The organism is Paraburkholderia sp. OAS925, from assembly GCF_040543975.1.
Classification (GTDB): domain Bacteria; phylum Pseudomonadota; class Gammaproteobacteria; order Burkholderiales; family Burkholderiaceae; genus Paraburkholderia; species Paraburkholderia graminis.
Genome location: NZ_JBEUNO010000002.1, coordinates 367,569 through 391,515, shown reverse-complemented (window position 1 = coordinate 391,515; position 23,947 = coordinate 367,569). Strand labels below are relative to the sequence as shown.

The following is a 23,947-nucleotide window of genomic DNA, read 5'->3' as shown; positions in this document are numbered from 1 at the left end:
GAGGCGCGGTGCGCGCGAGGGTTGATCGGCAAGCGCGATGTCTTTGGATAGTCATTGGACGCCGTGGACGTATCTGGCGTGTGTCGCTTGCGGCTGCCTGTGCAACGTTCTGTGTCCGCGCCGCTGTGCGATACGTTGGGATACAAACCCGTGTGTGCGTGTGTGCGTGTGTGTGCCGCTCGTATGCCTCGCCGGACGCGTTTTGTATCGCACTGTATCTACGCAGCAGGCCGATACACGAGCTTGCACAACGCCGCGTTCGCCGACACAAGCGCGATACGTCCCGGTAGTTCAATGCATGAATGCCGTAACACGCTCATTGAACAAAAAGGACACCGTTATGCTGCTCACACTTCTCGCCTTCGCCGGCGGCATGCTTACCATCCTGAGTCCGTGCATTCTTCCGGTCGTGCCGCTCGTGTTCGCGCGCGTCGATCAGTCGTTCGTGCGTCACGGCGTGCCGCTTCTCGCCGGCATGGCGCTGACGTTCGCCGCCGTCGCGAGCCTCGCGGTGGCCGGCGGCGCGTGGGTCGCGCACGTCAACGAATACGGCCGCTGGATCGCGCTCGCGTTCTTCGCCGTGTTCGGCGCGTCGCTGCTGTTTCCGTCGATGGCCGAGCGGCTCACGCATCCGCTCGTGAACCTCGGCAATCGTCTGGATGGCGCGGTGCGCCGCGACGGTGGCGAGCCTCGCGTGATGTCGTCGGTGGTACTCGGCGTTGCGACCGGCTTGCTGTGGGCGCCGTGCGCGGGACCGATCCTCGGTCTTGTGATGACGGGCGTGATCCTGCATCGGCCAGGCGGCGCGGGCGTGTTGCCGTTGCTCGCGTTCGCAGCGGGCGCGGCGGCATCGCTTGCGATCGTGCTCGCAATCGGCGGACGCGTCGTCGCGTCGCTCAGGCGCTCGTATGCGGTGAGCGAGCGCGTGCGTCAGGTGCTCGGCGCGGCCGTGGTGCTGTCCGCTGCGGCCATTGCGCTCGGCTTCGATACGCGCGTGCTGGCGCTGTTGCCGTCGCTGAATACGACCGGTATCGAAGAGAAACTGGTGCAGCGCTGGTCGCCGCGTGCGGGTTCGCGGGGTGTTCAAGCGGAGAAGGTGAATGCACAACAGGTCGATTCAAAGGCCGGCGATTCACAGGCTGCTGATTCACAGGCTGCTGATTCGCAAGCCATGAATGCAGAGCAGCCAAACGCTGGCGCGCTTCTGAAAGTGAGCATGACCGCAGAACCCGCGGCCGCGACAAACCCGGTGCCCGCAGCCGCAAAACTTTCGTTACCGGCCGAAGGCGCGATGCCGTCGCTGTCCGGCGCCGTCGACTGGCTCAATTCGCCGCCGCTGAAAACCAGCGATCTGCGCGGCAAAGTGGTGATCGTCAATTTCTGGACGTACTCGTGCATCAACTGTCTGCGCACGTTGCCGTATCTGAAGGCGTGGTCGAACAGGTATCGCGATCAGGGGCTCGTCGTGATCGGCGTGCACGCGCCCGAGTTCGCGTTCGAGCACAACATCGCCAATGTGAAGCGCGCGGCGGCCGATCTGCATATCGACTATCCGATTGCCATCGATAACAAACTCGCCGTGTGGCAGGCCTTCGACAATCAGTATTGGCCGGCCTTTTATATCGTCGATGCGCGCGGCGAGATTCGCTATCACCATTTTGGCGAAGGCGGATACGACGAGTCGGAACAGGTCATCCGTCAATTGCTCGCGGACGCCGGGCATTCGAAACTGCCGGCATCCGCTGGCGCCGCGAAAGCGTCGGGCGTCGAGGCCGCCGCCGATCCGCAGGATTTGCGCTCGGGCGAGACGTACGTCGGTTATCGCCAGGCAGAAGGTTTTGCGTCGCCGGAAACATTGGCGCCCGACATGCTCCGCGCGTACAGCAGCCCCGCGCGGCTGCGTACAGGAAGCTGGAGTCTCGACGGCGAATGGAACGTTGCCGGCGAGCGCGCGCAATCCGGCGCGAGCGGCGCGAAGATCGCGTACCGTTTTCACGCGCGCGATCTGCATCTCGTGCTGGGGCCGATGGCGGACGGCAAGCCGGTGCGTTTCAGAGTGACGCTCGACGGCAAGCCGCCGGGCGCTTCGCACGGCGCCGACACGGATGCAAACGGCGTGGGCGTCGTCGATAAAGAGCGGCTTTACCAGCTCGTGCGCCAAAGCGGCGCGGTTCAGGATCGAACGTTTGAAATCGAGTTTCTGGATGCCGGCGCGAGCGCGTATGCGTTCACGTTTGGTTAGCCAAACGCGACGAGCCGTGCGCTACTCGCATACGGGCTAATGCGCCGACGGCTTATGCAGGGACTGCGCGTGCGCATAGGCCGGATGCCAGCCGCCGAGCAGACGGTCGACCGCTTCGCGCGCATCGCGCAGGGCGTTGGTCAGCAATTCATGCGAGGTGTCAGTCGAATACGCAGTCGTGTCGCAACGCGTATCGACGGTAAGCATGCGCTCGCCGAGCTTTCGCGTAATCGTGCGTTTTACGCGAATGCGTTGCGCGTCATCAGCGGGAAGGGCTTCGATCAGCAGATCGAAGCCGCGATAAATTTCGCTGAGGGGTTGCGTCATGTCGTGCCGTTTCATGTCACGCACGCTTTGCCGTCGAAGAGAATCGACCCTCGCGACGTTCGCGAAGTTCGCGCCGCTCACGCCGCCACCTGAACCGGCCGCTTAAGCACACCGACCGCAAGCGCCGTGACGACGGTGCCCACCGCGATCGCCAGCACATACATGCCGAGATGCGTGACCGCGTTCGGAATCGGCAGCACGAAGATGCCGCCGTGCGGCACTTTCAGATCGACCGCCGACGCCATCGAAATCGCGCCCGTAATCGCCGAGCCGATCACGCACGCCGGAATGATCCGCATCGGATCGCGCGCGGCGAACGGAATTGCGCCTTCGGTGATGAACGCCATGCCGAGCACCGCGGCCGCGTTGCCCGCTTCGCGCTCGTCGGCGACGAAGCGGTTGCGGAAAATCCACGTCGCGAGCGCGATGCCGAGCGGCGGCGTCATGCCCGCGGCCATCGCCGCCGCCATCGGCGTGTAGACCTGGCTCGCAATCAACCCGGTGCTGAACGCATACGCGGCCTTGTTGACCGGGCCGCCCATGTCGAAGGCCATCATCGCGCCGAGCAGCAGGCCGAGCGTGACGGCGCTGCCGGTTTGCATCGAGCGAAGCCAGTTTTCGAGGCCGTGCAGCGCGGTCGCGACGGGCGTGCCGACCACGTAGATCATCAGCAGACCGACGACGAGCGTCGAGACTAGCGGGATGATGAGCACCGGCTTGAGACCCTCCAGGTTGCGATGCAGCTTGAGCTTGCGGCTGATCAGCAACGCCGTGTAGCCCGCGAGAAAGCCCGAAATAATGCCGCCGAGAAAACCCGCGCCGAGGCTCGCGGCGAGCATGCCGCCGACCATGCCCGGCGTGATGCCCGGACGGTCCGCGATCGAATACGCGATGTAGCCCGACAGCACCGGCACCATCAGCGCAAACGCGGACTTTGCGCCGATCTGGAACAGCGCCCACGCGAGTGTGCCTTTGTGCGCGTCGTCGAATGCGTAGATGCCGCCGAGCGCGAACGAAATCGCAATCAGCAGGCCGCCCGCCACCACGAACGGCAACATGAACGACACGCCGGTCATCAGATGCCGGTACGGTCCCGACGCTTTCGCCGAGCGCTGCTTCTTCGCTGCGGCGACCTGATCGGCGAGCGCGCCGCCCGCCGCCGATTGACCGTTTGCGCTTGCGCTTGCGCTTGCTTGCGAAGCGGGCGCGTTGCCATCGACGGACGCTTCGGCAATCGCACGTTCAATCAACGCCGCGCCTTTGCCGATCGCGCCCTTCGTGCCGGTTTCGTAGATGGGCTTGCCGCGAAAGCGGCTTTTGTCGACCTGCGTATCGGCGGCGATCACGACGAGGTCGGCAACTGCGATCTGCTCGTCGCTCAGCGTGTTTTGCGCGCCGACCGAGCCCTGCGTTTCGACGTGAATCTCGTGACCGAGCGACTTCGCGCCTTGCGCCAATCCTTCGGCGGCCATGAAGGTGTGCGCGATGCCGGTCGGGCACGATGTGATCGCAACGATTTTCAGCGCGCGTGGCGAGGCTTGCGGGCCTTGCGCGGCGTGTGCATTGCCTGCGCCTTGCGCCGTATTCGAAGCCACATTCGCGCCCGCGTTCGCCGCGACGCGTGCGAGCACCGCATCGGCTTCGCGGATCGCGTCGTCGAGCGACACGCGGTGAATCGTCTTGCCCGCAAACGGCGTTTCGTCGATGCGCTCATCGGCGTCCGCGGCGATCAGTACCGCTTGCGCCGCGTCGATCTGCGCCGCATTCAACGGATGCTGGACGCCGAGCGCGCTGCGCGTTTCGACGGCGAGCGAAGCGCCGCGTCTTTGCGCCGCGCGGTTCAAGGCCTGCGCCGCGACCATCGGCGACGCGCTTTGTTGCGGGGACGATACCAGTCCAATCAGCTTGTCCATTGCTCTTCCTGGCTTACACGGCTTGATGTTGGGTCACGCGCAGCGGGTTCGCGGCGACGCTGAAGGTGCGCAATTCGACTTGCGCGGCGAGCGCGTCGAGCGTCGCGCGATCCGGCAGATGCGGACCGACGCGCGCGAGCTTGCCCGCGGCGAACGCGGTGGCGCGCCGGCCGACCTCGTGCCACGGACGCTTTTCCGCGAGACTCGCGACGAGCCCTGCGACGAGCGCGTCGCCGGCACCGACGGTGCTTGCCACCGGCACGCGCAGCGGCGCGGCGCGCCAGCCTTCATAGGCTCCGGCACTTGCCGCTGCTTGGGAGTGCGCTTGCGAAGAATGCGCTTCGGATTGCAAGCGCGTCACGCCGAGCGCACCACGCTCGCCGAGCGAAACGACCACGTACTTGACGCCGCGTTCGGCCAGCTCGCACGCGGCCTCGATCAACGCGTCGTCGTCGGCGAGCGAACGGTCGAGCGCGGCTTCCAGTTCCGCGCGATTCGGCTTGACGAGATCCGGCAGCGCGCCGGGCTCGTTCGCCGCGAGCGCGTCGGCGAGCGGCGCGCCGCTCGTGTCGAGCGCGACCTGCGCGCCCGCCGCGTGCAATGCGCGCGTGAGCCGCCGATAGAACGACACGTCCACGCCCGGCGGCAAGCTGCCCGCCAGCACGAACCAGCGGCCCGGCGCGGCGAGTTCGATCACGCGCCGTTCCAGTGCGTCGACGTCGGCCGCGTTCGGCAGCGAGGTCGCGAGATTGATGTCGGTGGTTTGATCGCGTGCGGTATCGACCAGCTTCACGTTAATGCGCGGACGCCCCGCGATTCGCACGAAGCGGTCGACGATCTGCTTGTCGGCGAACATCGCGTCGAACGCGGTTGCGTCGTCGCGACCGAGCAGGCCCGTGACGATGGTCGCGATGCCGTAGTCGGCGAGACAGCCCGCGACATTCACGCCCTTGCCGCCCGCGTTGAATTCGAGCGATGCCGCGAGATTGACCTCGCCGAGCGCGAGATTCGCGACGCGCACGGTCTGATCGAGCGCCGGGTTCGGCGTGACGGTGACGACCGTGTTCATGCGGCCGCCTTGATCTCGGTGGCTTCGAGCGCGCGAACCGCGTCGACGTCCTCGCAATCCAGCGCGCGGCGCGCGAGCGCCTGCAATGCGTCGAGACGCGACGCGCGCAGCCGCGACTTCACGGCGGGAATGTCGCGCGAGCTCATCGACAGTTCATCGACGCCCAAGCCCGCGAGAATCGACGCGCCGAGCGGATCGCCCGCAAGGCCGCCGCATACGCCGACCCACTTGCGATGGCGCCGCGCGCCGTCGACGGTCTGCTTGATCATGCGCAGCACGGCGGGATGCAGGCTCTCGGCCATGCGCGCGAGTTCGGGATGTTCGCGGTCGACGGCGAGCACGTATTGCGTCAGATCGTTCGTGCCGATCGAAAAGAAGTCGACGAGCGCGGCGAAGTGATCGGCAAACGCGGCCGCCGACGGCGTCTCGACCATGATGCCGAGCGGCACCTTCGGCGCGTCGAGTTCGGCGCGCACGGTCTCGGCGAGCGCGAGCGCCTGACGCGCTTCGTCCAGCGTGGAGACCATCGGGAACATGATCCACAGCGGGCCTGTTTTGGCCGCGCGATAGAGCGCGCGCAACTGCGGCACGAACAGGTCGGGACGGCGCAGGCACAGACGCAGCCCGCGCACGCCGAGAAACGGATTCGATTCGTGCGGCAGGTTCAGATACGGCACCTGCTTGTCGCCGCCGATGTCGAGCGTGCGAATGATCAGATGACGTCCGCCGCTCGCTTCGACCATGCGCCGATAGCAGTCGTACTGTTCGTCCTCGCTCGGCGCATCGTGGCGTTCGAGAAACAGGAACTCCGTGCGCATCAGGCCGACGCCGTCCGCGCCGTTCGCGATCGCGTCGCGCACCTGATCCGGGCGCGTGATGTTCGCGCCGATTTCGAGCACGTGGCCGTCGAGTGTCGCGGCGGGCAGCGCGCGATTTGCCGCTGCGCGTCGAGCCTGTTCCGCGAGTTCGGCTTGCGTTTGACGCGCTCGCTCGAGGTCGTGCGCCGACACGCCGGCATACAGACGGCCGCTCGTGCCGTCGAGCACGGCGGCGCTGCCGTCGTCGATATTCATCAACGCGGCGCCGCACGCGACCGCCGCCGGCACGCCGAGCGTGCGCGCGAGGATCGCGGTGTGCGAGGTCGGGCCGCCCGACACCGTGCAGAAGCCGAGCGTGACGGCGGGGTCGAGCATCGCCGTGTCCGATGGCGTGAGATCTTCGGCGATCAGGATGGCGGGCGTGTCGAAGCGCGTGTCTGCCGCGACGTTTTCGCCGAGGTGCTTGAGCACGCGCCGCGCGACGTCGCGCAGATCGGTCGCGCGCGACGCAAGCAGCGGATCGGGCAATGCGGCGAGGCGCGCGGCCTGACGTTCGGCGGCTTGATGCCACGACCACGCAACGCCGTGTCCGTCGAGCAGCAGGCGTGCGGCTTCGGCGAGCAAGTCGGTGTCGTTGAGCAGTTCGCGGTGCGCCGCGAAGATCGCGCCTTCTTCCGCGCCGAGGCGTGCGGTCGTGTCGCGTGTGAGCGCGTCGAGTTCGCCGGCGGTATGGCGCAATGCCGTGTCGAGCCGATGCGTCGCTTCGACGGTTTCTTGCGGTTGGTCCTGAATGTCGAGCTGCGCGGTGCGCATCACGCGGATCGGGCCGATGGAAAAGCCGGGCCCGGCGCTGACGCCTTCGAACACCGTCGCCGGATCGGCCGGTTCCCACGACACCGGCTGCGTTTTCTGCCGACGCGCGCGCGCCGCGGCGGCGCGCTCGTGCTCTTCGGCGGACAGCGCTTCGATGGTGCGCTTGAGGGCCGCGAGCGCGTCGGCGGCGTCCACGCCTTGCGCCGACAGCACCAGTTGCGCGTTCGCGGTCGCGCCGAGTTGCAACAGGCTGACGAGATTCTTCGGATCGGCGGCGAGCTTGCCGTTGCGCACGCGCAAGGCGGCCTGATAGCGCTTCGCCGTGGCCACCCATGCGCTTGCCGGCCGCGCGTGCAGCCCGTGCGGATAGTCGAGCACCAGTTCCACGCGCTGCGCGAAATCGGCGGGCGTACTGTCGACGACGCTCGTCACCGGATCGACTGAGGCGCCGTTGAGCGCATCGACGATCAGGCCCGGATCGCGTGCGTCGATGAGCGCGCGCAGCTTGTCCGCGTCGCCGATCAGACGCGTGAGGCGTTGCAGCAGCGCGATGTGTTCGTCCGACTGAGCGGCAATCGCGACGACCAGGTTGGCGCGCTCGCCGTCATGCCACTCGACGCCCTCGGGCAATTGCAGCACCGCGACGCCGGTGCGCCGGATCAAATGGCGGTCTTCCTGCATGCCGTGCGGAATGGCGACGCCGCTGCCCAGATACGTATTCGAGACTGTTTCGCGAGCGTGAAGACTGTCGACGTAGCCGGGCTCGATATAGCCGGCCGCGGCCAGCAGTTCGCCCGCCTGTACGATCGCGTCGTGTTTCGAACTGGCCCGTGCGTTCAATCTAACCAGCTCCGCGGTAAGCAGCGACGGCATCGCGTCTCCTGAAATCGAATCGTTGAAGTGGGTGTTATTGGAATCGATACCACTTTGTCCGTCAAGCGTTGCCCGCAAGCGGCATAGTTCACTTGAAATGGCATGAACGCAGGTAGAATGGCTCGAAAGAGCCGAGCAGCCTGTGTCCGGCGACAGCGGGCAAATGCCGAGGTCGTCGGGCAATCCAGGGAAAATACCGAGCGATTCGAGGAATCGATACCACTTTAATGAATCTACGAATCAAGGATGTTGCGGAAGCCGCCGGCGTGTCGGTCACGACGGTTTCGCGCGTGCTGTCGAACAATGGGCCGGTGCGCGATGCGGTGCGTCAGCGCGTGCTGGGCGCGATCGAGCAATTGGGTTATCGGCCGAATGCGGCGGCGCGGCGTCTGCGTTCCGGCGATACGGCGACCATCGGCCTGATCGTGTCGGACGTGCGCAATCCGTTCTTCACCGAAGTCAGCCGCGCCGTCGAAGACGCCGCCTATCAGCAGGGCTTGCGCGTGATCCTCTGCAACACGGACGAAAACGCCGAGAAAGAGGCCATGTATCTGCGGCTGATGGAAGAGGAGCGCGTCACGGGTTGCATCTATTCGCCGACGCACGACGCGGCGCAGCGTTTCAAGGCGCAGGCCTATGACTTTCCCGTGGTGATGATCGACCGCGCCGGGCCGGCGGGCAGCGCGGATGCCGTCGTGCTCGATAACCGCGACGCGGCGGCGCGCCTCGTCGAGCATCTGGTGGAGCGCGGCTACCGGCGCATCGCCGGGCTATTCGGCAACGCGAGCACCACGGGCCGCGAGCGTCACGATGGTTTTGCGCACGCGCTTGGCCGACACGGTTTGCCGGTGCTGGCGGAATTCGTCGAACCGAACCCGGCGAGCGCGCTCGAGCATGTCGGCGCGTGGCTCGCGCGCGACGCGGATACGCGGCCCGATGCGATTGTCGCGAGCAACGGGCTGTTGCTGCTCGGCGCGTATCGCGAGATGCGCGCGCGCGGCGCGACGCCTGGAACCGACATCGCGCTCGCCGGTTTCGACAACGACGCGTGGACCGACCTCGTCACGCCGGGCATCACCGTCGTCGCGCAGCCGGTGTATGAAATCGGCAAGATCGCCATGCAATTGCTTACCCAGCGTCTCGCCGATCCTTCCATGTCCACACGTTCGCTCGTGCTGCCCGGCGATCTCGTGGTTCGCGGGTCCACCGCGGCGCGCTAGCGCTTCGCGCTTCACCGGCCACGTTCATGGTGGCGCTCATGACCGAGCTAACGGCCATTTGGTATGCCACTTGCTGGATCGCGATGGTTTTTCTCTCGCAGATCGCCATACATGTCAGCAACAACGAGTACCTGTCAAAGGTGGAGCGCCCGCCAGGTGCGGGTATTACACGAGGTGCCGCGTGTCCTCGTGGTCGACGACAACGAGGATGCGGCCGAAGCGCTCGCGACGTATCTATCGTATGAAGGTGTGGAAGCGCGCTCGGCGAACGGCTGTGACGAGGCGCTCGCGTGCGTAAAAGACTGGGTGCCCGACGTGGTCGTGCTCGACATCATGATGCCGGGGCGCGACGGCTACGAAACAGCAAGCGCGCTGCGCAGCTATCTGCCCACGCCGAGCCTCGGCATTGTTGCGTTCACTTCGCTCGATGAGGAACACGTGCGGGAGACCGGCCGCGGCCGACACAATTTCGACGGCTATTGTCAGAAGGGCACCGCGCCTAACGTGCTGCTCGCCTTGATGCGCACGCTGTGGCGCGAGAGAAACTGAGCATGCGATCGATCAGTGCAAGGCGAGCGTGACGATGCAGCACAGCACGAACACCAGCAACCCGGCGGCGACGGCCACATCGACTGGATAGCGCATGCTTCACCCGCACTGACGTTTAAACAGTCCTTATCCTAATCAACAGAGGGAAGACGAAAAAGCGGCCAGTGAACAGCAATGTGGGAGAACCAACGCTGCGCGAAGAACGTCGGCGCGAGCGTGTTTGCGGTAGCGCTTCCAGTTGCCGATGCGTGTGTGCTAGGGCTTGCTTTGCGGCGCGCGGTCGAATGGCGGGCGCGGCATCTTGTCGATTGCCGCGAGGTCTTCCGACAGGCTCATGCGCAACGTGGCGATTGCCTGCTCGGGATTGGCGGGCTTCAACTGCTCGCGCGCGAGCGAGTCGTACACGTAGTGGCGCAGCATCGGGTCCTGCGTCTTGTTCAGCACGTCGTGATAGACCGCGACGATGTCGCCCGGTCGTCCGCTCAGCGCGTAGAGACGGCGCAACTGTTCGAGATCGTTGACGACTGCGAAGCCGGGACCCATCGGCCCGATTGAACCGGCGGGCTCCATCGCGGCATGCGGTCCATGCGGTCCATGCGGCGCATCGCCTTGCGCGTGCGCGGGCGGCGGCGCGTTTTCTTCTGCCGATGCGGTTGTTGCCGTGATTGCGGCGAGGTTTATCGCGGCGGCCAGCGCCGCGCCCAATATCTGTTTTTTCATCACGTCGCTCCCATTCGACAAATGCCGGCGCGACAGGTGCGCCGGTTCATCGAAAAGATAGACGAGACACCGTCGCCGCGGGTTACGAACGCGTGTCCGCACACTTACGAACTCTTGCTGCCGATGCGCGTGTGCATGCGGATGGAGACGCGCCGCGAAGAACTTCGCACGGCGCGTGGAACGGCGCATGCGCTGGCGCAATGACGTCGGATGGCGCATGATGGACGCAATGTGCCGTCCGACCCCGCAACCGCGCAGCGCGGCCGCAGGGGCGCGGCGCACCGGGAGCGCCTGCGTTTGCGTGTGTGTCTGTGTTTGCGTCGCGTGAATCATGCGGCGCAGCGCCGCCGGCGATCGTTCAACCGTAAAGGAGGATTTCGCATGGACCGACCTGATACCGCCAATCCGTTTGGCGATTTCACCAAAATGCTCGAGCAGTTCAAGCTGCCCGGCTTCGACGTGCCCGCCATCATGGAAGCACGGCGCAAGGACGTCGAAGCACTGGTTCAGGCGAATCAGACTGCGTTTCAAGGCATGCAGTCGCTCGCGCAGAAACAGGCGGAGATGTTGCGCACGACGCTGGCCGAGTTGCAATCGCTGACGACGCAACTATCGGCAAGCGGCAGCACGCCTTCGCCAAAAACCGCGGAGCTGATCCAGCAAAGCCTGCACAAGTCGCTCGCGGACATGCAGCAGCTCGCGCAGGCGGCGTATCAGACGCAAGCGGAGTCGTATGCGGTGATCGCAAAACGCGTCGAAGAAAACGTGCAGGAATTGCGCTCGCTTTTGCAGCAGCAACAGCAGAAGACGTAATTGCCCAGTAGTCTGCCGCTCGCGGACGGCTGATGCCGTTCGCAAGCCAGGCCGCGGAAGGTCGTCGAAATCCGGCGAACCTTTCGCGGCTTTTTCATGCGCCGCGCTCGTCGTTGCTCGTTTAAAGCGGCGGAAATTTCAGCGCGCGCTTACATCGTTCGCTTCGCTGCGCGCCACGGGGCTCCTTTTCGGAAGCAGCGTGTTGCCGGTTTGCGCGAGTCCGAACAACGCGTATTACTGCCCGTCTTCGACACAGCAGTTGAGCGCGATGATCGAAGGCGCGAACGGCGCGACGAGCGCGGTGAATTTCAGCGTGGCCAATGCAAATGCCGTTGCGCAAACCTATGCCGGCGATTCCGCGTTGCCGCTATTGGCGGGACCCGCTTTCGTGACATCGTCGATTTTCGATTGGGGCTTGCCGTTCTTCTATGGACGCAACGTGTACGCCGCCATCGAGCAGCAGGCCACACCGAGCGGCGTCGGGCCTTACGTCGCGTATTGAACCGTTGCGAGAGCCCGCCAATAAAAAAAGCCACACCGGCTTATAGGCCGGTGTGGCTCTCGTTTGACCTGCTGTTCTTTATTGCTTGTCCAACTCTTGTAGCAGCTTGAGTACGGATTTGCCGAATGCCTGCGGGCGGCCCTTAAAGATCCGCTCGACGGCTTTATCTTCGATCAGCCGCCGGCGCAGCGCTTCCCGTTCGTCGTGCTGTTCTGCGAGACGTGCCGCGGCTTTCACGTATTCGTCTTTGGAGTAGGTCGTGAGCCAGTCTGGCAGACCCGCGCGCTCGAAAAGTCCGCGGTCGATATGTTCGAAGACTTCCGGCCCGCAAAGATTGACGCCCGGCAGACCCATCGTGAATGAATCGACGATACCGTTGGTGTTGCCGAACGGGAAGGGGCTCACGAACATGTCCAGGCCGTTCAGTACTTTCAGATAGTTCGGATAGGAGAGCGAGCCGTACACGTCCACGTCGGATTCGGGCAGCGTTGCATGAATCGATTTCCTGACGTAGGCGAGATCGATGCTTTCGCTCCAGGCGGTCATGAAGTGGAAGTGCACCGGCACACGCGCTGTCTGCACGATCGCTTTACATGTCTCGAGAAAGTCCGGGTTGATTTTCATGGCGCTTGCTGTCACGCCGATATGCACGACGTCGCGACGTTCGGGAACGGATGCCGTGATGGGCGTCAGCAGTTTTGAAGGCACATACGGCTGTCCATCCTTCGGAAGACGAAGCAACTTCTCGCTGAAGCACGCCGGGTCGCCCACAAAATCGTCCTCGACACTCACATAGTCGATGTGCGCGGAATGCATGGTCGCGGGATGGCCGAGTCCGGCAATCTGCAACGGCGCAACGCGCAGGTTCGATAGAAAGATGGTGTGCGCGAACATGCCGACGCTCGGCATATACAGCACGTCGGGTCGTTCCCGCTCGGCGAATTCCTGAATCTGCCGAATGCAGTCGCCGATAAACTCCGGATGCTCGAACTCGATGAAACGGTCGAAAACCGCGCGCCCGGTTTCGTCCACGTGCTGATCTTCGCCGAACGCGACGACTTCGAAATGTTCGCGTGCGGCGAGCATGGTGCGCGAATGCGTCCGGTAAATAGAATGGCCGCCGGAAAACCATTCGAGCACGACAAGCATGATTGGCTTACGTCCTTTAACTGGCCTATGGGTAACGCTGGATTCCGGTCCCAACAACTCGAGGGTCTCCAGCTTTTTGCGTACCAGACGACTGATGCTGCGCTTGAGCTCATGCCGTTTCGGCGAAGTGGAATAGCTGCAGTGCATATACGAGCCGAAAACCGCGTTGGCCGGCAGATCGTCCAGGTCTTCCACCAAGTCGACCTTTGCCGGAAGCCATTCGAGCAGACGTTCGCGCTTGTCGTGCGCGGCGGGCGAGATATGTACCGCGGCACTGACGATTGAAATGGCGAGACTCGTCGCAAGCACGGGGTCGCACTTGTGAAGTTCCTCGAAATCGATGTCGTACTTCGAGCCGGACGTGTAGAGCACGAGTTGCTTGCGGGTCAATACGTCGCGAGCCGCGGCGTCGTCGCTGTCACGCGACGTCTCGAGCAGTTTCTCGACGATGTGGTCCGTCGAACCGTACGAGCTCACCGCGAAAATCATATCGATCCAGGAACGGCCGCAGAACATGACGTTGATCCTGTCGGCGTCAAGCGCGTATTCCGGTGCCGAGAGCAGCGCTGTGAAGGCGTCCGCGATGCGCTGCAGCGTTTGCCGTGCGGCTTCGTCGTCGGCGGGGTTCGGACGGTTTTTCGCAAAGCGCTCGATACCGAGCCCGCCGCGATTTTGCCGCAGGGTGTCCAGCAGTGCGGCGAACTCTTCATGCGCGGCGTCGTAGTCGCCGGCCTGGACCTGGGATTCGAAACGATCGAGGGAAAATTGTGTGCTCATGGCCGTGGTCAGTAGTGAGCGGCTTGCGGTGTTCTGCGCGGCCGTCGTAATCAATGGAAAACGCGAGCGGCGGAAATGCGGGCAGCCTGGATCAGACTGCGACGCATGTCTCGTCGGCTAAATACGATTTTCAGAGATTTGAGCGGGCACGTATCTAGGAGCAGTCTTATTTTTGAGACGGAGCTCCTGGACGACTCCTGCAGGCCGGCGCGGCTGTGAGCGCGGACTCCGGCGCTGCTAGTGCTGTGCTGGCGGCGAAGCCGGCGATTTGTCCCCCGCTTCCGCGATCACTCGATGCACGAAGCGCAGTTTGTCCACCACGGGCGCGGCCAACGCGAACGGATAGCCGTCCGGCATGCCGAGGCTGCGATTCAGGCCGTTCAACGCGTAGGTGAGCGGAAACCAGCGCTTCATGAGCGTATCGAAGCTCGCGTTTTCAACGGGCGTGCGGTCGGTCAGCGTGGGCTCGCGCGGATCGTCGGAAAGCAGCGCGATGCCATACGCGGTCGACGTGTCGAGCACGTCGACGATCATCAGATAATGCGCCCATGTCTCCGCCCAATCTTCCCAGGGATGCATCGTTGCATACGCACTGATGTACGACGCCTGCCAGTCGGCCGGCGCACCGACACGGTAGTAGGCGTCGAGTGCGTCGCCGTAATTCGCGCGCTCGTCGCCGAAAAGCTCGCGGAACGCTGGGAGCCAGCGCGGGTTGTTCTCTATCAGCCGGCTGAAATAGTAGTGCCCGGTTTCGTGGCGGAAGTGGCCGAGCAACGTGCGATACGGTTCGCCCATCGCAGTGCGGACTTTCTCGCGATGCGCGTCGTCGGCCTCGGCGATGTTGAGCGTGATAAGCCCGTTGTCGTGGCCTGTCATCACACGCGAACCGTCGCCACTGTCTTCGAGAAATTCGAACGCGAGACCTTGTTGCGGATCTTGCCGACGCGATTTGACGTCGAGACCGAGTTCGGCAAGCGTGTAAAGCAGCCGCCGTTTCGCCACTTCCAGACGATACCAGTAGAGCCGGTTATCCGGCGTGCTGAGATTCGGAATGGTGCGGGTCAGTTGGCAGGCGCGGCATAGCGTGTCGGGCGAATCGGCCGGAATCATCCAGTTGCAGACGTTTTCCACCGCGTAGTTGTGGCATTGCTTGTAAAGCGCACCGTCCGCTTGGGGATGCAGGCTGCGCCAGCGCGCTTCGCCCGCATCTTCAAACGCGCTGATTGCACGCAGTTGCGGCAGATAGCCGAGCAGTGCCTCGCAGCGTTCACAGCGGACGTTTTCGAAGAACACTCGTTGCGAGCAGCGGTTGCAGTGGAACGTTTTCATGACGAAGCTCGAGCGGTGAGTGGCCTGAAGTGCCAGTAAGAAGCCTGGGCATTGCGCAATGTCCGTGCCGCGTTTCGCTGACGTCGCCGGTTTCGGGCATGGCTGATGCGTGCTGAATGTGCAGCGAGTCAGGTAATCGGCCAACGCCTTGCTGGCAATATAATCCTTTGCATACTGCGAAGTCACGAGGTGATCATGACGCGGCCGTTTTTCACGATCGGGCATTCCACGCGCGCGCTTTCCGAGTTCATCGGTCTGCTGGAAAATTCGGACGTCGAAGTATTAGTCGACGTGCGCAGCATTCCGCGTTCGCGAACGAACCCGCAGTTTAACCGCGATACGTTGCCGGAGTCGCTGGCGCCGGCTCATATCGACTACGTGCATCTGGAGGAACTGGGTGGGCGGCGCGGCCGCCGCAAGGAAGAAGGTCCGTCTGTGAACGACTACTGGACGCATCCCGCGTTTCGTAACTACGCCGATTACGCAATGACGGACGCTTTTCAGAAGGGACTGGCGGAACTGCGGGAACTGGGGCATCGCCGACGTTGCGCGATCATGTGCTCCGAAGCAGTCTGGTGGCGTTGCCACCGGCGCATCATTACCGATTACCTGCTGATGCACGGCGAACCGGTGTGCCACATCTTGAGCGCGCAGCACGTTGACACCGCAACCATTACGCCGGCTGCACAGGCGCAGCCTGACGGCCTGCTGATCTATCGTGCGGATTCCGCTTCGCATTGAAGCGGAATCGTTGCGCTAGCCGGTTGCGCTTAGCCGGCCTTGCCGATAGGAGCGAAGCGGCGTTTCGCGCGCGTCGGCGTCAGACGACGGAACCGCTCTTTCTTGTGCTCTTCTTCGAAGTAAGTGAGCGACGGCTTGACGAGATCGCTGCGCGAGACGATGCCAACAAGGCGCATGGACTTCGAATCCGCCACGACGGGCAGCCGTTCGAGGCTGTGCACAGCAAGTCTCGTTGCAACCAGTCGACACGTTTCGGTCGGCAACGCGAACACCGGCGAGCGCCGGTCGAAGACACTCTCCACGTTCATGGCAGTCCGCAAATCAGGGTTCTCATCGCGGAACTGTTCGAGCAATGCGCGATCGGCCACGCCGATTACCGCGCCTTCACGCACAACAGGATACGCGCGGCGAGTCTGCTTCGCGCCGAAGAAGGTGTCGAGCGCCGCGCCGACTGTCATGCCGGCATCGATCGAGTCGACCGAGGCGGTCATCACTTCATCCACGTGATGGCGCTCGAGCGGATCGACGCCGTACTCACGGTAGATGTGATAGCCGCGCCGCGCGATTTTTTCCGTCATGATCGAGCGGCGCATGGTCACGGTGGCGAAGCCATGCGCGACGAGCGTTGCAGTGAGCAGCGGCAGCAGCGCGTTGCTGTCGTGGGTGAGCCCGAAAGCGAACACGATTGCGGTGAGCGGCGCGCCGAGCGTGGCGCCGAGCGTCGCGGCCATGCACACGAGCGGCCACAACGCAGGCTCATTGCCCGGCAACCAGTGCGAAAGCACGGTGCCGAGCCCCGCGCCGAGCATCAGCAGCGGGGCGAGCACGCCGCCCGACGTGCCCGAACCGAGCGCGACCACCCACATGACCGCCTTCACCGCGAGCAGCACGATTGCGATCTGCAACGCGATATGCTGATGCAGCAGATCGCCGATCACGTCATAGCCCACACCGAGCGCGCGCGGTTCGAGCCATCCGCCGATACCGACGACGATGCCGCCGAGCGCGGGCCACCACATCCAGTGAATCGGCAGTTTGCCGAAAAGATCTTCGGTCTTGTAGAGCGAGGCGGACAGTGCCGACGCCAGCGCACCGGACAAAAGCCCTGCAATCAGGCAGGAAAATAGCGACCAGCCATCGGGCGCGGCTGTTTCGAGCGGGAAGAGCGGACCCGTGCCAAAGAACGCCGCGCGAGCAAAACCGGCCACCGCGCACGCCACTGCGACCGGCAGGAAACTGCGCGGGCGCCATTCGAACAGCAGCAATTCGACCGCCAGCAGCACGGCCGCCAGCGGCGTGCCGAACACGGCGGTCATGCCCGCGGCGGCGCCTGCGACGAGCAGCGTCTTGCGTTCCGCCGCCGTCACCTTGAAGCATTGCGCGATCAGCGAACCGAGCGCGCCGCCCGTCATGATGATCGGCCCCTCGGCGCCAAACGGACCGCCGCTGCCGATCACGATGCCCGACGACAGCGGCTTGAGCACCGCCACTTTCGGCGACATCCGGCTCTTGCCGAAGAGAATGGCTTCGATTGCCTCGGGAATGCCATGACCGCGGATTTTTTCGGAGCCGAAGCGCGCCATCAATCCGACAATCAGTCCACCGACTACCGGCACGCCAATGACCCAAACGCCCAGGCTGTTATGCGCCGGCGAATGTTCGGCGAATGACAGCGTGCCGAAGAAGAACAGGTTCGTGAACAGATGAATCAGATTGAGCAGCACGAATGCTGCCAGCGTACTGACCGCGCCGATGCACGCAGCGAGCGCGAAGATGCCTGGCAGCCGTGCGTTCGCGGAGAAGTCGCGCTTGTGGGAGTCCATGGTCATAGTTAGTCGAGGTCGATCTGGGGAACCTGGAACGCGCCTTTCAGCGATTTCAGCTCGGCGCGGTGCAGCTCCGCGAGTCTCGCAAGCACCCGCTCGCCGGCTTTTTCAATGTGCACTTCAACCTGGCGGCGGTCGGTCTCGCTAGTCTGGCGGCGCACGAGCTCGAGCGCCTCGCAACGCGACACCAGCGCGACGACGCCGTGATGCTGAGCCTGAAGCCGCTCGGCCAGTTCGCCGACCGTTGCCCAGTCGCGCTCCGGATAGCCCTTGATATGCAGCAGCAACAGATACTGCAGCGGCGTAATGCCTTCGCTCTGCGCGGCCTGTTCCGAGAACCGCTCGAAGCGCCGCATCTGATAGCGGAACTCCGACAGTTGCTCAAAGTCGGCTTTGCGCAGCCCGCGAGCCCGTTCTTTCATTGTTCGTCTGCCTGCTTGAAGAAGACAAAAATTATATCACAAATTGATGTAATCGACCGGTGCTATTCGTCTGCCGATAGCTTGCCGCAATCCTTAGGCGGCCTGCTGCGCCTTCACCACGGTCTGACGATAAAGACCGGAAATCAGATCGACTTGCGTAATCATGCCGACTACATGTCCGGCGGCATCGAGTACAGGAATATGGTGGTGGCCGTAGTCCGCGAACATCGGCACGAGGTCCGTTATCGGCGCATTCACTTTGACGGTGCACACGTCGGTCGTCATCACGCTGCCCACGGTCGGCGCACGCAGTGCATCGCCGCGCAGCCAACCGTCGAAATAGGCGACGAACGGCACGAACTGGCCAAAGATTCTTTTATCGACGAGGTCGGCACGCGTCACGATGCCGACCAGCGTGTGGTCCGCGTCGATCACGGGCAGGGCTTTGACCTTGTTGCGCTTGAGCAGCGCCCAGGCGGCGACCGCGCGCGTCGCCGCCGATACCGACACGACGTGGCGCGACATGATGTTCTCGCAGGTCAACTCGTTAAAGCTGCGCGAGAAGGCCTGAAGCTGCGTTTCGCGCAGCAGCGATTCGAGGTCGTCCGGATCGATGTCGAGCATTTCGCTGCGCCGCCTGAGCACCGCTTCCAGGTCGGCGCGCGTGAAGCCGGCGCGCGACGACGCGTCGGCCGCACTGCCCGGCGCGCTGCGTGCCGCGCGCACCGAATGCGGATAGCGGTGGCCCGTCGCCGCGTGATAGGCGATCGCGGCGGCCAGCAACGCGGCGGATTGCACGGCGATCGGCTCGAGCACGAAGCGGTAGCCGAGCGCATGAATTGCCGGCCCGCCGAGCACGGCGGTCAAAGCGACCGCGCCCGAGGGCGGATGCACGCAGCGAAGCGCGAACATCCCGCATATCGCCAGCGCGACTGCCAGCGCGGCCGCGAGTGTCGGGTCGGCAATCACGTTAGCGCAGGTGACGCCGATCGTCGCCGAAACCAGATTTCCGCCGATGATCGACCACGGCTGCGCCAGCGGACTTGCCGGCACCGCGAATAGCAGCACGGCCGAAGCGCCCATCGGCGCAACCAGCAGCGGAATGTTCGCGCCGGGTCCGAACAGCAGGTACATCGAGCCGCCGGTGAACGCGATGCCGATCAGCGCGCCCAGACAGGAACGCGCGCGCTCCTGCCATTGCACTGTGACTGGTACGGGGACGAAGCTGGACAGCCAGCGCAGGACGAGAGAGCGGGACAAGGTGCGAAAAAGGCGAGTGAGTGGATTGTGCTGGAGTGCGACGATACCAGGGAAACCCCGGGCAACGCGAATACCGTCTGGTCATGATTATATTTCAATATGATATAAACGGCCCGCACGCCGACGGACGATGACCGGTTCCGATTCAGCAGGGCAGCGTATCAGTACGGCGTTGGGCTCCATTCGCCAGCCGCGCTAGCGGCGCGATTTCACCTGTCATTTAAATCATGTTGTGATATAAATGGGACGAGCGCCTAACCGGCACTCAACCGCGCCGCGTGCGTATGCGAAAAGGAGCCATCATGCTGATCACTTTTCAATCCAGTGCGTCACCTGATGTGGTGATGCTTCGCGACCTCGCCCAATATCTATTGGGGCTGATCGGTAAGCGTCTGAACGAGCGGGGCGTGATCATGCACGACGAATTGCCCGCCGCGATTAACCGCCTGGAATCGGCCATTACCGAAGACGCCAGCGCCGAAGTCGCGCTCGAGGCGTTGCATCGCTCGCCTGGCAATCGGCGTGAGCCGAGCAACGGGCTTTCGCAACGTGCATGGCCATTTCTGGATATGTTGCGCGAGGCGCGCAAACGCGGCGCGGACATTATCTGGGGGCTGTAACCCCCGCCGTGCCGACGCGTTCTTCAGATGTTGCGGCCGCGTTTATCGGCTAGGTGAATAGCGGCACGGCTTCGATCAGCGCGAAGCCGACTAGCGCTCCGACCGTCGCGCCTATGAGCCGGGGATGCAGGCTCTGCAGGTGCAGCGTGTCGAGCAACGCGCCGATCAGAATGATGCCGAGCAGCGCAAAGGCGACCAGCAGAAAGCCGATTTCGAAATCGTTGCCAATGATCATTTGATCCTCCCACGGAAAGCGCGACCGGCATCGACAACATGTTGCGCAGATCACGCTCGCCTTTATTATATGTCATATTATGATGTATCAGGCGATGAGTAGTTGAAGGCCGTGTACAGCAGCGTTGCGGTCTACCTCGCTTATGCCGCAAAGCGGCATATACTGAATTGCGCAGGTTCGTTTTCCTTAGAGGAGGAACGACATGTCGGCCTTTAACCGCATTCTTCTCTGTTATGACGGAACCCGCGAAGGGCAGCACGCGCTTGCGGACGGTGCCCGTCTTGCGCAAGAACTCGCAGCGCAAGTGCATGTGCTCTCTGTCATCGACAATTCCGCGTGGGTGCAAGGCGCGGATATTACGTCGGCAATACCGGTGGATATGATTAACGATTCGGTCAAAAGCGTGCTCGACGAGGGCTTGAAAAAGCTGGCCGCCAAGGGCATTCACGCGACCGGGCACTTTGCGATCGGCGATCCGCTCGATCAGATTCCTTACTTCGCCAAAGAACTGAACGTCGATCTGATTGTCGTGGGACATCATCGGGCCGGCCGGCTCGCACGGTGGTGGGGCGGCAGAACCGATGGCCTGTTGCTCGACAGGGTGAGTTGCAGCGTGCTCGTCACGATGGGGCCGGAAACCGAATCGGCCGCGGAATCGCGCGGTGCCGCGAGTCCCGGCGAAACGACGTCTCCCGTCGAGCATTCGTGACGCCTCAATCGATCTGCTCGCCGCCGTTCGCGTGTTCCAGTTCATTCACCTGATCGATAGCAGCGTTGCGGGCATACATGTACGCGCGATTGAATGGATAGTCGCTGCGGGTCCACGGCAGGCGGCCGGCCGATTCGTCGTGTATTGTCGCCGGCTCTGCGGGACGCGATGCAACGATCTGAAACAGCGACGTCCAGCCGCGTTCGAATCCCATTGCCGATCCGGCGAGATAAAGCCGGTACGCGCGAATGATCTTTTCCGCGTGCTCGCCGAGAATGCGGCGCGCTTCGTCGATATGTGCGTCGAGCGCATCGGCCCAATGCCAGAGCGTGCGCGCGTAATGCGGGCGCAGGCATTCCGCGTCGACCGGTTCGAGATTGCCGCGCGTCATCGCATCCATCATGACGCTCACGTGTACCAGTTGGCCGCCGGGGAAAATATATCGGTCGATGAAATCGCCCATGCCTCCGCCGACTTCTCCGTTTTCCACGCCGCCGGCAGTAATGCTGTGATTCATCATCAGACCGCCGGGCCGGAGCAGCCGCCGCATCTTTGCAAAGTACAAAGGCAGGTTAGGGCGGCCGACGTGTTCGCACATGCCGACCGAAGCGATTTTGTCAAAGGGCGCCGATTCGTCGACGTCGCGATAGTCCTGAAGCAGCATCGTGACGCGCCCTTGCAGTCCTTTTTCCTCGATGAGCCGGTTGACGTACGCATGCTGATTCCTCGACAGCGTAATGCCGGTAGCGGCAACACCGTAGTGTTCCGCGGCCCACAGCAACAGCGCGCCCCAGCCCGCGCCCACGTCGAGAAAACGTTCGCCGGAGCGCAGCATCAGTTTCTTGCAGATGTGATCGAGCTTTGCCTTCTGTGCGTCGGCAAGCGACATATCCGGTGAAGAAAAGTAGGCGCACGAATACACGCGCAGCGGATCGAGCCACAGCGCGTAAAAGTCATCGGAGATGTCGTAATGGTGCTGAATCTGCGCGGCGTCTTTTGCACGGCTATGATGCGTGCGCTCCCACACGGCGCGTCGCGTGCGGCTCACGCGATCGAGCAGCCATCCATGCGATTCGTGCGTAGGGTCGCCGCGCAGCAAAGCCGGCGCGGCGGCCATCAGGTCGTGCATGTCGCCTTCGATTTCCAGCCGGCCTTCCACATAGTCTTCCGCGAGCCGCCCGATCGCGCCCTGCCGCAGGTGCAGCAGCGCCCGCATGTCGCGAATCTCAAACGACAGACGCGCCTCTCGCGCGCCGATACGATGGCCGTCGGGCAGCGCGACGGCGCAGGGCACCGGCATGCCGGCTATCTGCTGTTCTGCGGGCGAACGCAAAAGGCTCCAGAGCGTCATGGCGTCGACTCCTCGTGAGAACTTTCGTGTTTCTGGGAAGCATCATTCGTGCCGCGACAAACGAGCCAAGCAACGCTGTATAAGCAATCGAAAACGTTGACATAGCAACCAGCGCATTCGCTATTAGCCCGCCTTTCCCCTCATTGCAAAGCTTTCATTGCAGTGACAGGATGCTTACATGCAGGGCGTCGATGCGGACGCCCCGCGCATTTCATCAGACGTCGACACATCATGCAGCGCAGGGACTTTGTACTCGCAGCGTTAGGCACGGCCGGCATGCTCGGCCGCCCGCCCACCATGTCGACAGCCGACTTCGAGATCGTGTATCCGCGAATCCGCACTGGCGGCGAGCTGCACGCGGCATTCGCACTTGCGGTATTGGATCTGGCCATGAAGACGGCCAACGTCACCTACTCGATTCGTCAGGCCGATGTCGCGATGGAGCGCCGCCGCGCGTTAGCCGAATTGGCCGACGGCAATTCGATCAATCTTCTTTGGACGAGTATGGACAGGCGCGCCGAAAGCGGCCTGAACGTGGTCCCTATTCCGGTGAATCGCGGCTTGATCGGCTATCGCCTCTTCGTCATAAGAAAAGACCGGCAAGCCCAATTCGACCGCGTCCGAAACCTCGCCGATCTGCGGCAGTTGACGGCCGGCCAGGGGCTCGGCTGGGTCGACACCGACGTTCTGCTCGACGCCGGTTTGAAGGTCGAAACATCGAGCACCGACACGCTCTTCGCGATGACGCGCGCCGGGCGAATAGATTATTACCCCAGGGGACTCATCGAGGCATTCCCCGAAATTGAAGCGCACAATCGGATCGACCCTGAATTGACGGTGGAAAAACGTTTGCTATTGAAGTACCGGTCCGACTTTCTCTTTTATGTCGCTCGCCGGAATCCGGCTTTGGCATCGACAATCGAGCGCGGCTTCATGGCGGCTTATAAAAACGGCTCGTATATGCGGCTGTTCAATGCGCATCCGTACATTCAGGGTGCGTTGGCGCAGGCCGACTTGCGCGAGCGGACAGTGATTGAACTGGAGAATCGCTATCTTTCCGCAGCAGACCGAAAGATTCCGGAAGAGTACTGGATGCAGTGGCCAATTGTGGCGCGCAACCGCTAGGGCAATGGCAATGTGCGAGCGGGGTCAGGATTTCCTTACCAGCGAATCGGGATACCCCTGGCGCATTCTCCGCGCTGACTGACTGCCGTGCGATGCGCTTCGTTCTATGATGAGCGGGTCAAAATGGCCTAACCGGATGAGCAGAAATGATTCCGTATCTGTCGCAGCGCGAAAACGAGGTGGAGCATATCAATTCGATCTGCTTCCGGCTATTCGATATCTGGTGCGAACGACGCTGCATCACGCCGCTGGGGTATCTGCTGCATTGCTGGCCGCTGGTCGACAGCGGACCGAAGGCGATCAGGCGAGTAGGCGAAACACTGCGGGAATTGCGCAAGTCTCATCATACGGAACTGGATGGCGACGTCGCGGCAATGCTTCGCGAACTGGCCGATTGCGTGGACGATCTCCTGCTTCGCGCAGTGCACGAGCCGGCAGGGGCAACCGGAATCCGCCTGTCGTCGTGAGTCGAATACAGCACGCTGGGCACGTAATCCGGCAACGCTCTCGCATGGCGTCATAACGTAATAACCGCTTGTTTAAG

The 23,947-nt window shown here is 63.1% G+C and carries 21 protein-coding genes and 1 pseudogene; 10 read left to right on the top strand and 12 right to left on the bottom strand.

Features of this window, described 5'->3' with window-relative positions:
• The first annotated feature begins 340 nt into the window (after window positions 1-340).
• The gene (locus ABIE53_RS20520; protein ID WP_192699725.1) at window positions 341-2,242 is read left to right on the top strand and encodes a cytochrome c biogenesis protein DipZ; all 1,902 of its coding nucleotides are present in this window, start codon (window positions 341-343) and stop codon (window positions 2,240-2,242) included.
• Window positions 2,243-2,278: 36 nt separating this feature from the next.
• Here ABIE53_RS20520 and ABIE53_RS20515 read toward each other — a convergent pair whose 3' ends face one another.
• The 4 genes from ABIE53_RS20515 to ptsP form a co-directional block, all read right to left on the bottom strand.
• A complete protein-coding gene (locus ABIE53_RS20515; protein WP_310032630.1) occupies window positions 2,279-2,569 on the bottom strand; it encodes a DNA-binding protein in 291 nt (96 codons plus the stop codon).
• Between the two features lie 77 nt (window positions 2,570-2,646).
• Window positions 2,647-4,482: a PTS fructose-like transporter subunit IIB gene (locus ABIE53_RS20510; RefSeq protein WP_192699727.1), complete on the bottom strand. Its 1,836-nt coding sequence runs from the start codon at window positions 4,480-4,482 to the stop codon at window positions 2,647-2,649.
• Between the two features lie 13 nt (window positions 4,483-4,495).
• The gene (locus tag ABIE53_RS20505) at window positions 4,496-5,551 is read right to left on the bottom strand and encodes a 1-phosphofructokinase family hexose kinase (protein WP_192699728.1); all 1,056 of its coding nucleotides are present in this window, start codon (window positions 5,549-5,551) and stop codon (window positions 4,496-4,498) included.
• The gene (ptsP, locus tag ABIE53_RS20500; protein ID WP_192699729.1) at window positions 5,548-8,055 is read right to left on the bottom strand and encodes a phosphoenolpyruvate--protein phosphotransferase; all 2,508 of its coding nucleotides are present in this window, start codon (window positions 8,053-8,055) and stop codon (window positions 5,548-5,550) included. Before ptsP ends, ABIE53_RS20505 begins: the two co-directional genes overlap by 4 nt.
• Window positions 8,056-8,282: 227 nt before the next feature.
• Between ptsP and ABIE53_RS20495 the strand changes: the two genes are divergently transcribed.
• Together ABIE53_RS20495 and ABIE53_RS20490 are read left to right on the top strand one after the other, a co-directional pair.
• A complete protein-coding gene (locus tag ABIE53_RS20495) occupies window positions 8,283-9,275 on the top strand; it encodes a LacI family DNA-binding transcriptional regulator (protein WP_029966727.1) in 993 nt (330 codons plus the stop codon).
• A 156-nt stretch (window positions 9,276-9,431) separates the two neighbouring features.
• Window positions 9,432-9,824 (top strand): response regulator, encoded by a 393-nt coding sequence (locus tag ABIE53_RS20490; RefSeq protein ID WP_006049535.1) that lies wholly within the window; start codon window positions 9,432-9,434, stop codon window positions 9,822-9,824.
• A 255-nt stretch (window positions 9,825-10,079) separates the two neighbouring features.
• On the opposite strand, the gene ABIE53_RS20485 is transcribed toward ABIE53_RS20490, so the two are convergent.
• On the bottom strand, window positions 10,080-10,544 hold the full coding sequence (locus ABIE53_RS20485; protein ID WP_192699730.1) for a hypothetical protein: 465 nt from the start codon (window positions 10,542-10,544) through the stop codon (window positions 10,080-10,082).
• A gap of 381 nt (window positions 10,545-10,925) precedes the next feature.
• On the opposite strand from ABIE53_RS20485, the gene ABIE53_RS20480 reads away from it, so the two are divergent.
• Both ABIE53_RS20480 and ABIE53_RS20475 read left to right on the top strand, forming a co-directional pair.
• On the top strand, window positions 10,926-11,357 hold the full coding sequence (locus ABIE53_RS20480) for a phasin family protein (RefSeq protein ID WP_006049533.1): 432 nt from the start codon (window positions 10,926-10,928) through the stop codon (window positions 11,355-11,357).
• 160 nt (window positions 11,358-11,517) lie between these two features.
• A pseudogene (locus tag ABIE53_RS20475) lies at window positions 11,518-11,859 on the top strand (DUF3443 family protein); the annotation flags it as partial.
• A 78-nt stretch (window positions 11,860-11,937) separates the two neighbouring features.
• Here the strand turns inward: ABIE53_RS20475 and ABIE53_RS20470 are convergent.
• Entirely contained in the window at window positions 11,938-13,785 is a 1,848-nt protein-coding gene (locus ABIE53_RS20470; RefSeq protein ID WP_192699731.1) for an adhesin, read from the bottom strand.
• A 237-nt stretch (window positions 13,786-14,022) separates the two neighbouring features.
• Window positions 14,023-15,114, bottom strand: coding sequence for a zinc-binding metallopeptidase family protein (locus ABIE53_RS20465; RefSeq protein WP_192699732.1), 1,092 nt, complete (start codon window positions 15,112-15,114; stop codon window positions 14,023-14,025).
• A 195-nt stretch (window positions 15,115-15,309) separates the two neighbouring features.
• On the opposite strand from ABIE53_RS20465, the gene ABIE53_RS20460 reads away from it, so the two are divergent.
• Window positions 15,310-15,855, top strand: coding sequence for a DUF488 domain-containing protein (locus ABIE53_RS20460; RefSeq protein ID WP_192699733.1), 546 nt, complete (start codon window positions 15,310-15,312; stop codon window positions 15,853-15,855).
• 29 nt (window positions 15,856-15,884) lie between these two features.
• Here ABIE53_RS20460 and ABIE53_RS20455 read toward each other — a convergent pair whose 3' ends face one another.
• The 3 genes from ABIE53_RS20455 to ABIE53_RS20445 all read right to left on the bottom strand — a co-directional run bounded on the left by ABIE53_RS20455 (window position 15,885) and on the right by ABIE53_RS20445 (window position 19,363).
• A complete protein-coding gene (locus ABIE53_RS20455) occupies window positions 15,885-17,684 on the bottom strand; it encodes a chloride channel protein (RefSeq protein ID WP_192699734.1) in 1,800 nt (599 codons plus the stop codon).
• Window positions 17,685-17,686: 2 nt separating this feature from the next.
• Window positions 17,687-18,103, bottom strand: coding sequence for a MarR family winged helix-turn-helix transcriptional regulator (locus tag ABIE53_RS20450; protein WP_029966714.1), 417 nt, complete (start codon window positions 18,101-18,103; stop codon window positions 17,687-17,689).
• Between the two features lie 93 nt (window positions 18,104-18,196).
• Complete coding sequence (locus tag ABIE53_RS20445; RefSeq protein ID WP_006049526.1) at window positions 18,197-19,363, bottom strand: HPP family protein; 1,167 nt, start codon at window positions 19,361-19,363, stop codon at window positions 18,197-18,199.
• A 302-nt stretch (window positions 19,364-19,665) separates the two neighbouring features.
• On the opposite strand from ABIE53_RS20445, the gene ABIE53_RS20440 reads away from it, so the two are divergent.
• The gene (locus tag ABIE53_RS20440; protein WP_006049525.1) at window positions 19,666-19,983 is read left to right on the top strand and encodes a DUF1840 domain-containing protein; all 318 of its coding nucleotides are present in this window, start codon (window positions 19,666-19,668) and stop codon (window positions 19,981-19,983) included.
• A 49-nt stretch (window positions 19,984-20,032) separates the two neighbouring features.
• On the opposite strand, the gene ABIE53_RS20435 is transcribed toward ABIE53_RS20440, so the two are convergent.
• Window positions 20,033-20,218 (bottom strand): hypothetical protein, encoded by a 186-nt coding sequence (locus ABIE53_RS20435; RefSeq protein ID WP_114157662.1) that lies wholly within the window; start codon window positions 20,216-20,218, stop codon window positions 20,033-20,035.
• A gap of 202 nt (window positions 20,219-20,420) precedes the next feature.
• Here ABIE53_RS20435 and ABIE53_RS20430 point away from each other — a divergent pair, with 202 nt between their 5' ends.
• Complete coding sequence (locus ABIE53_RS20430) at window positions 20,421-20,927, top strand: universal stress protein (RefSeq protein ID WP_192699735.1); 507 nt, start codon at window positions 20,421-20,423, stop codon at window positions 20,925-20,927.
• A 4-nt stretch (window positions 20,928-20,931) separates the two neighbouring features.
• Here ABIE53_RS20430 and ABIE53_RS20425 read toward each other — a convergent pair whose 3' ends face one another.
• Window positions 20,932-22,278: a class I SAM-dependent methyltransferase gene (locus ABIE53_RS20425; protein WP_192699736.1), complete on the bottom strand. Its 1,347-nt coding sequence runs from the start codon at window positions 22,276-22,278 to the stop codon at window positions 20,932-20,934.
• Window positions 22,279-22,509: 231 nt separating this feature from the next.
• Here ABIE53_RS20425 and ABIE53_RS20420 point away from each other — a divergent pair, with 231 nt between their 5' ends.
• Both ABIE53_RS20420 and ABIE53_RS20415 read left to right on the top strand, forming a co-directional pair.
• Complete coding sequence (locus ABIE53_RS20420; protein ID WP_192699737.1) at window positions 22,510-23,403, top strand: transporter substrate-binding domain-containing protein; 894 nt, start codon at window positions 22,510-22,512, stop codon at window positions 23,401-23,403.
• A gap of 146 nt (window positions 23,404-23,549) precedes the next feature.
• A complete protein-coding gene (locus ABIE53_RS20415; RefSeq protein WP_006049520.1) occupies window positions 23,550-23,870 on the top strand; it encodes a hypothetical protein in 321 nt (106 codons plus the stop codon).
• The last annotated feature ends 77 nt before the right edge of the window (window positions 23,871-23,947 follow it).

Excerpts from the sequence above, each read along its gene's own strand:
- ABIE53_RS20520 (WP_192699725.1), top strand. The coding sequence starts at position 341 with ATGCTGCTCACACTTCTCGCCTTCGCCGGCGGCATGCTTACCATCCTG.
- ABIE53_RS20515 (WP_310032630.1), bottom strand. The coding sequence starts at position 2,569 with ATGACGCAACCCCTCAGCGAAATTTATCGCGGCTTCGATCTGCTGATC.
- ABIE53_RS20510 (WP_192699727.1), bottom strand. The coding sequence starts at position 4,482 with ATGGACAAGCTGATTGGACTGGTATCGTCCCCGCAACAAAGCGCGTCG.
- ABIE53_RS20505 (WP_192699728.1), bottom strand. The coding sequence starts at position 5,551 with ATGAACACGGTCGTCACCGTCACGCCGAACCCGGCGCTCGATCAGACC.
- ptsP (WP_192699729.1), bottom strand. The coding sequence starts at position 8,055 with ATGCCGTCGCTGCTTACCGCGGAGCTGGTTAGATTGAACGCACGGGCC.
- ABIE53_RS20495 (WP_029966727.1), top strand. The coding sequence starts at position 8,283 with ATGAATCTACGAATCAAGGATGTTGCGGAAGCCGCCGGCGTGTCGGTC.
- ABIE53_RS20485 (WP_192699730.1), bottom strand. The coding sequence starts at position 10,544 with ATGAAAAAACAGATATTGGGCGCGGCGCTGGCCGCCGCGATAAACCTC.
- ABIE53_RS20480 (WP_006049533.1), top strand. The coding sequence starts at position 10,926 with ATGGACCGACCTGATACCGCCAATCCGTTTGGCGATTTCACCAAAATG.
- ABIE53_RS20470 (WP_192699731.1), bottom strand. The coding sequence starts at position 13,785 with ATGAGCACACAATTTTCCCTCGATCGTTTCGAATCCCAGGTCCAGGCC.
- ABIE53_RS20465 (WP_192699732.1), bottom strand. The coding sequence starts at position 15,114 with ATGAAAACGTTCCACTGCAACCGCTGCTCGCAACGAGTGTTCTTCGAA.
- ABIE53_RS20460 (WP_192699733.1), top strand. The coding sequence starts at position 15,310 with ATGACGCGGCCGTTTTTCACGATCGGGCATTCCACGCGCGCGCTTTCC.
- ABIE53_RS20455 (WP_192699734.1), bottom strand. The coding sequence starts at position 17,684 with ATGACCATGGACTCCCACAAGCGCGACTTCTCCGCGAACGCACGGCTG.
- ABIE53_RS20450 (WP_029966714.1), bottom strand. The coding sequence starts at position 18,103 with ATGAAAGAACGGGCTCGCGGGCTGCGCAAAGCCGACTTTGAGCAACTG.
- ABIE53_RS20440 (WP_006049525.1), top strand. The coding sequence starts at position 19,666 with ATGCTGATCACTTTTCAATCCAGTGCGTCACCTGATGTGGTGATGCTT.
- ABIE53_RS20435 (WP_114157662.1), bottom strand. The coding sequence starts at position 20,218 with ATGATCATTGGCAACGATTTCGAAATCGGCTTTCTGCTGGTCGCCTTT.
- ABIE53_RS20430 (WP_192699735.1), top strand. The coding sequence starts at position 20,421 with ATGTCGGCCTTTAACCGCATTCTTCTCTGTTATGACGGAACCCGCGAA.
- ABIE53_RS20425 (WP_192699736.1), bottom strand. The coding sequence starts at position 22,278 with ATGACGCTCTGGAGCCTTTTGCGTTCGCCCGCAGAACAGCAGATAGCC.
- ABIE53_RS20420 (WP_192699737.1), top strand. The coding sequence starts at position 22,510 with ATGCAGCGCAGGGACTTTGTACTCGCAGCGTTAGGCACGGCCGGCATG.
- ABIE53_RS20415 (WP_006049520.1), top strand. The coding sequence starts at position 23,550 with ATGATTCCGTATCTGTCGCAGCGCGAAAACGAGGTGGAGCATATCAAT.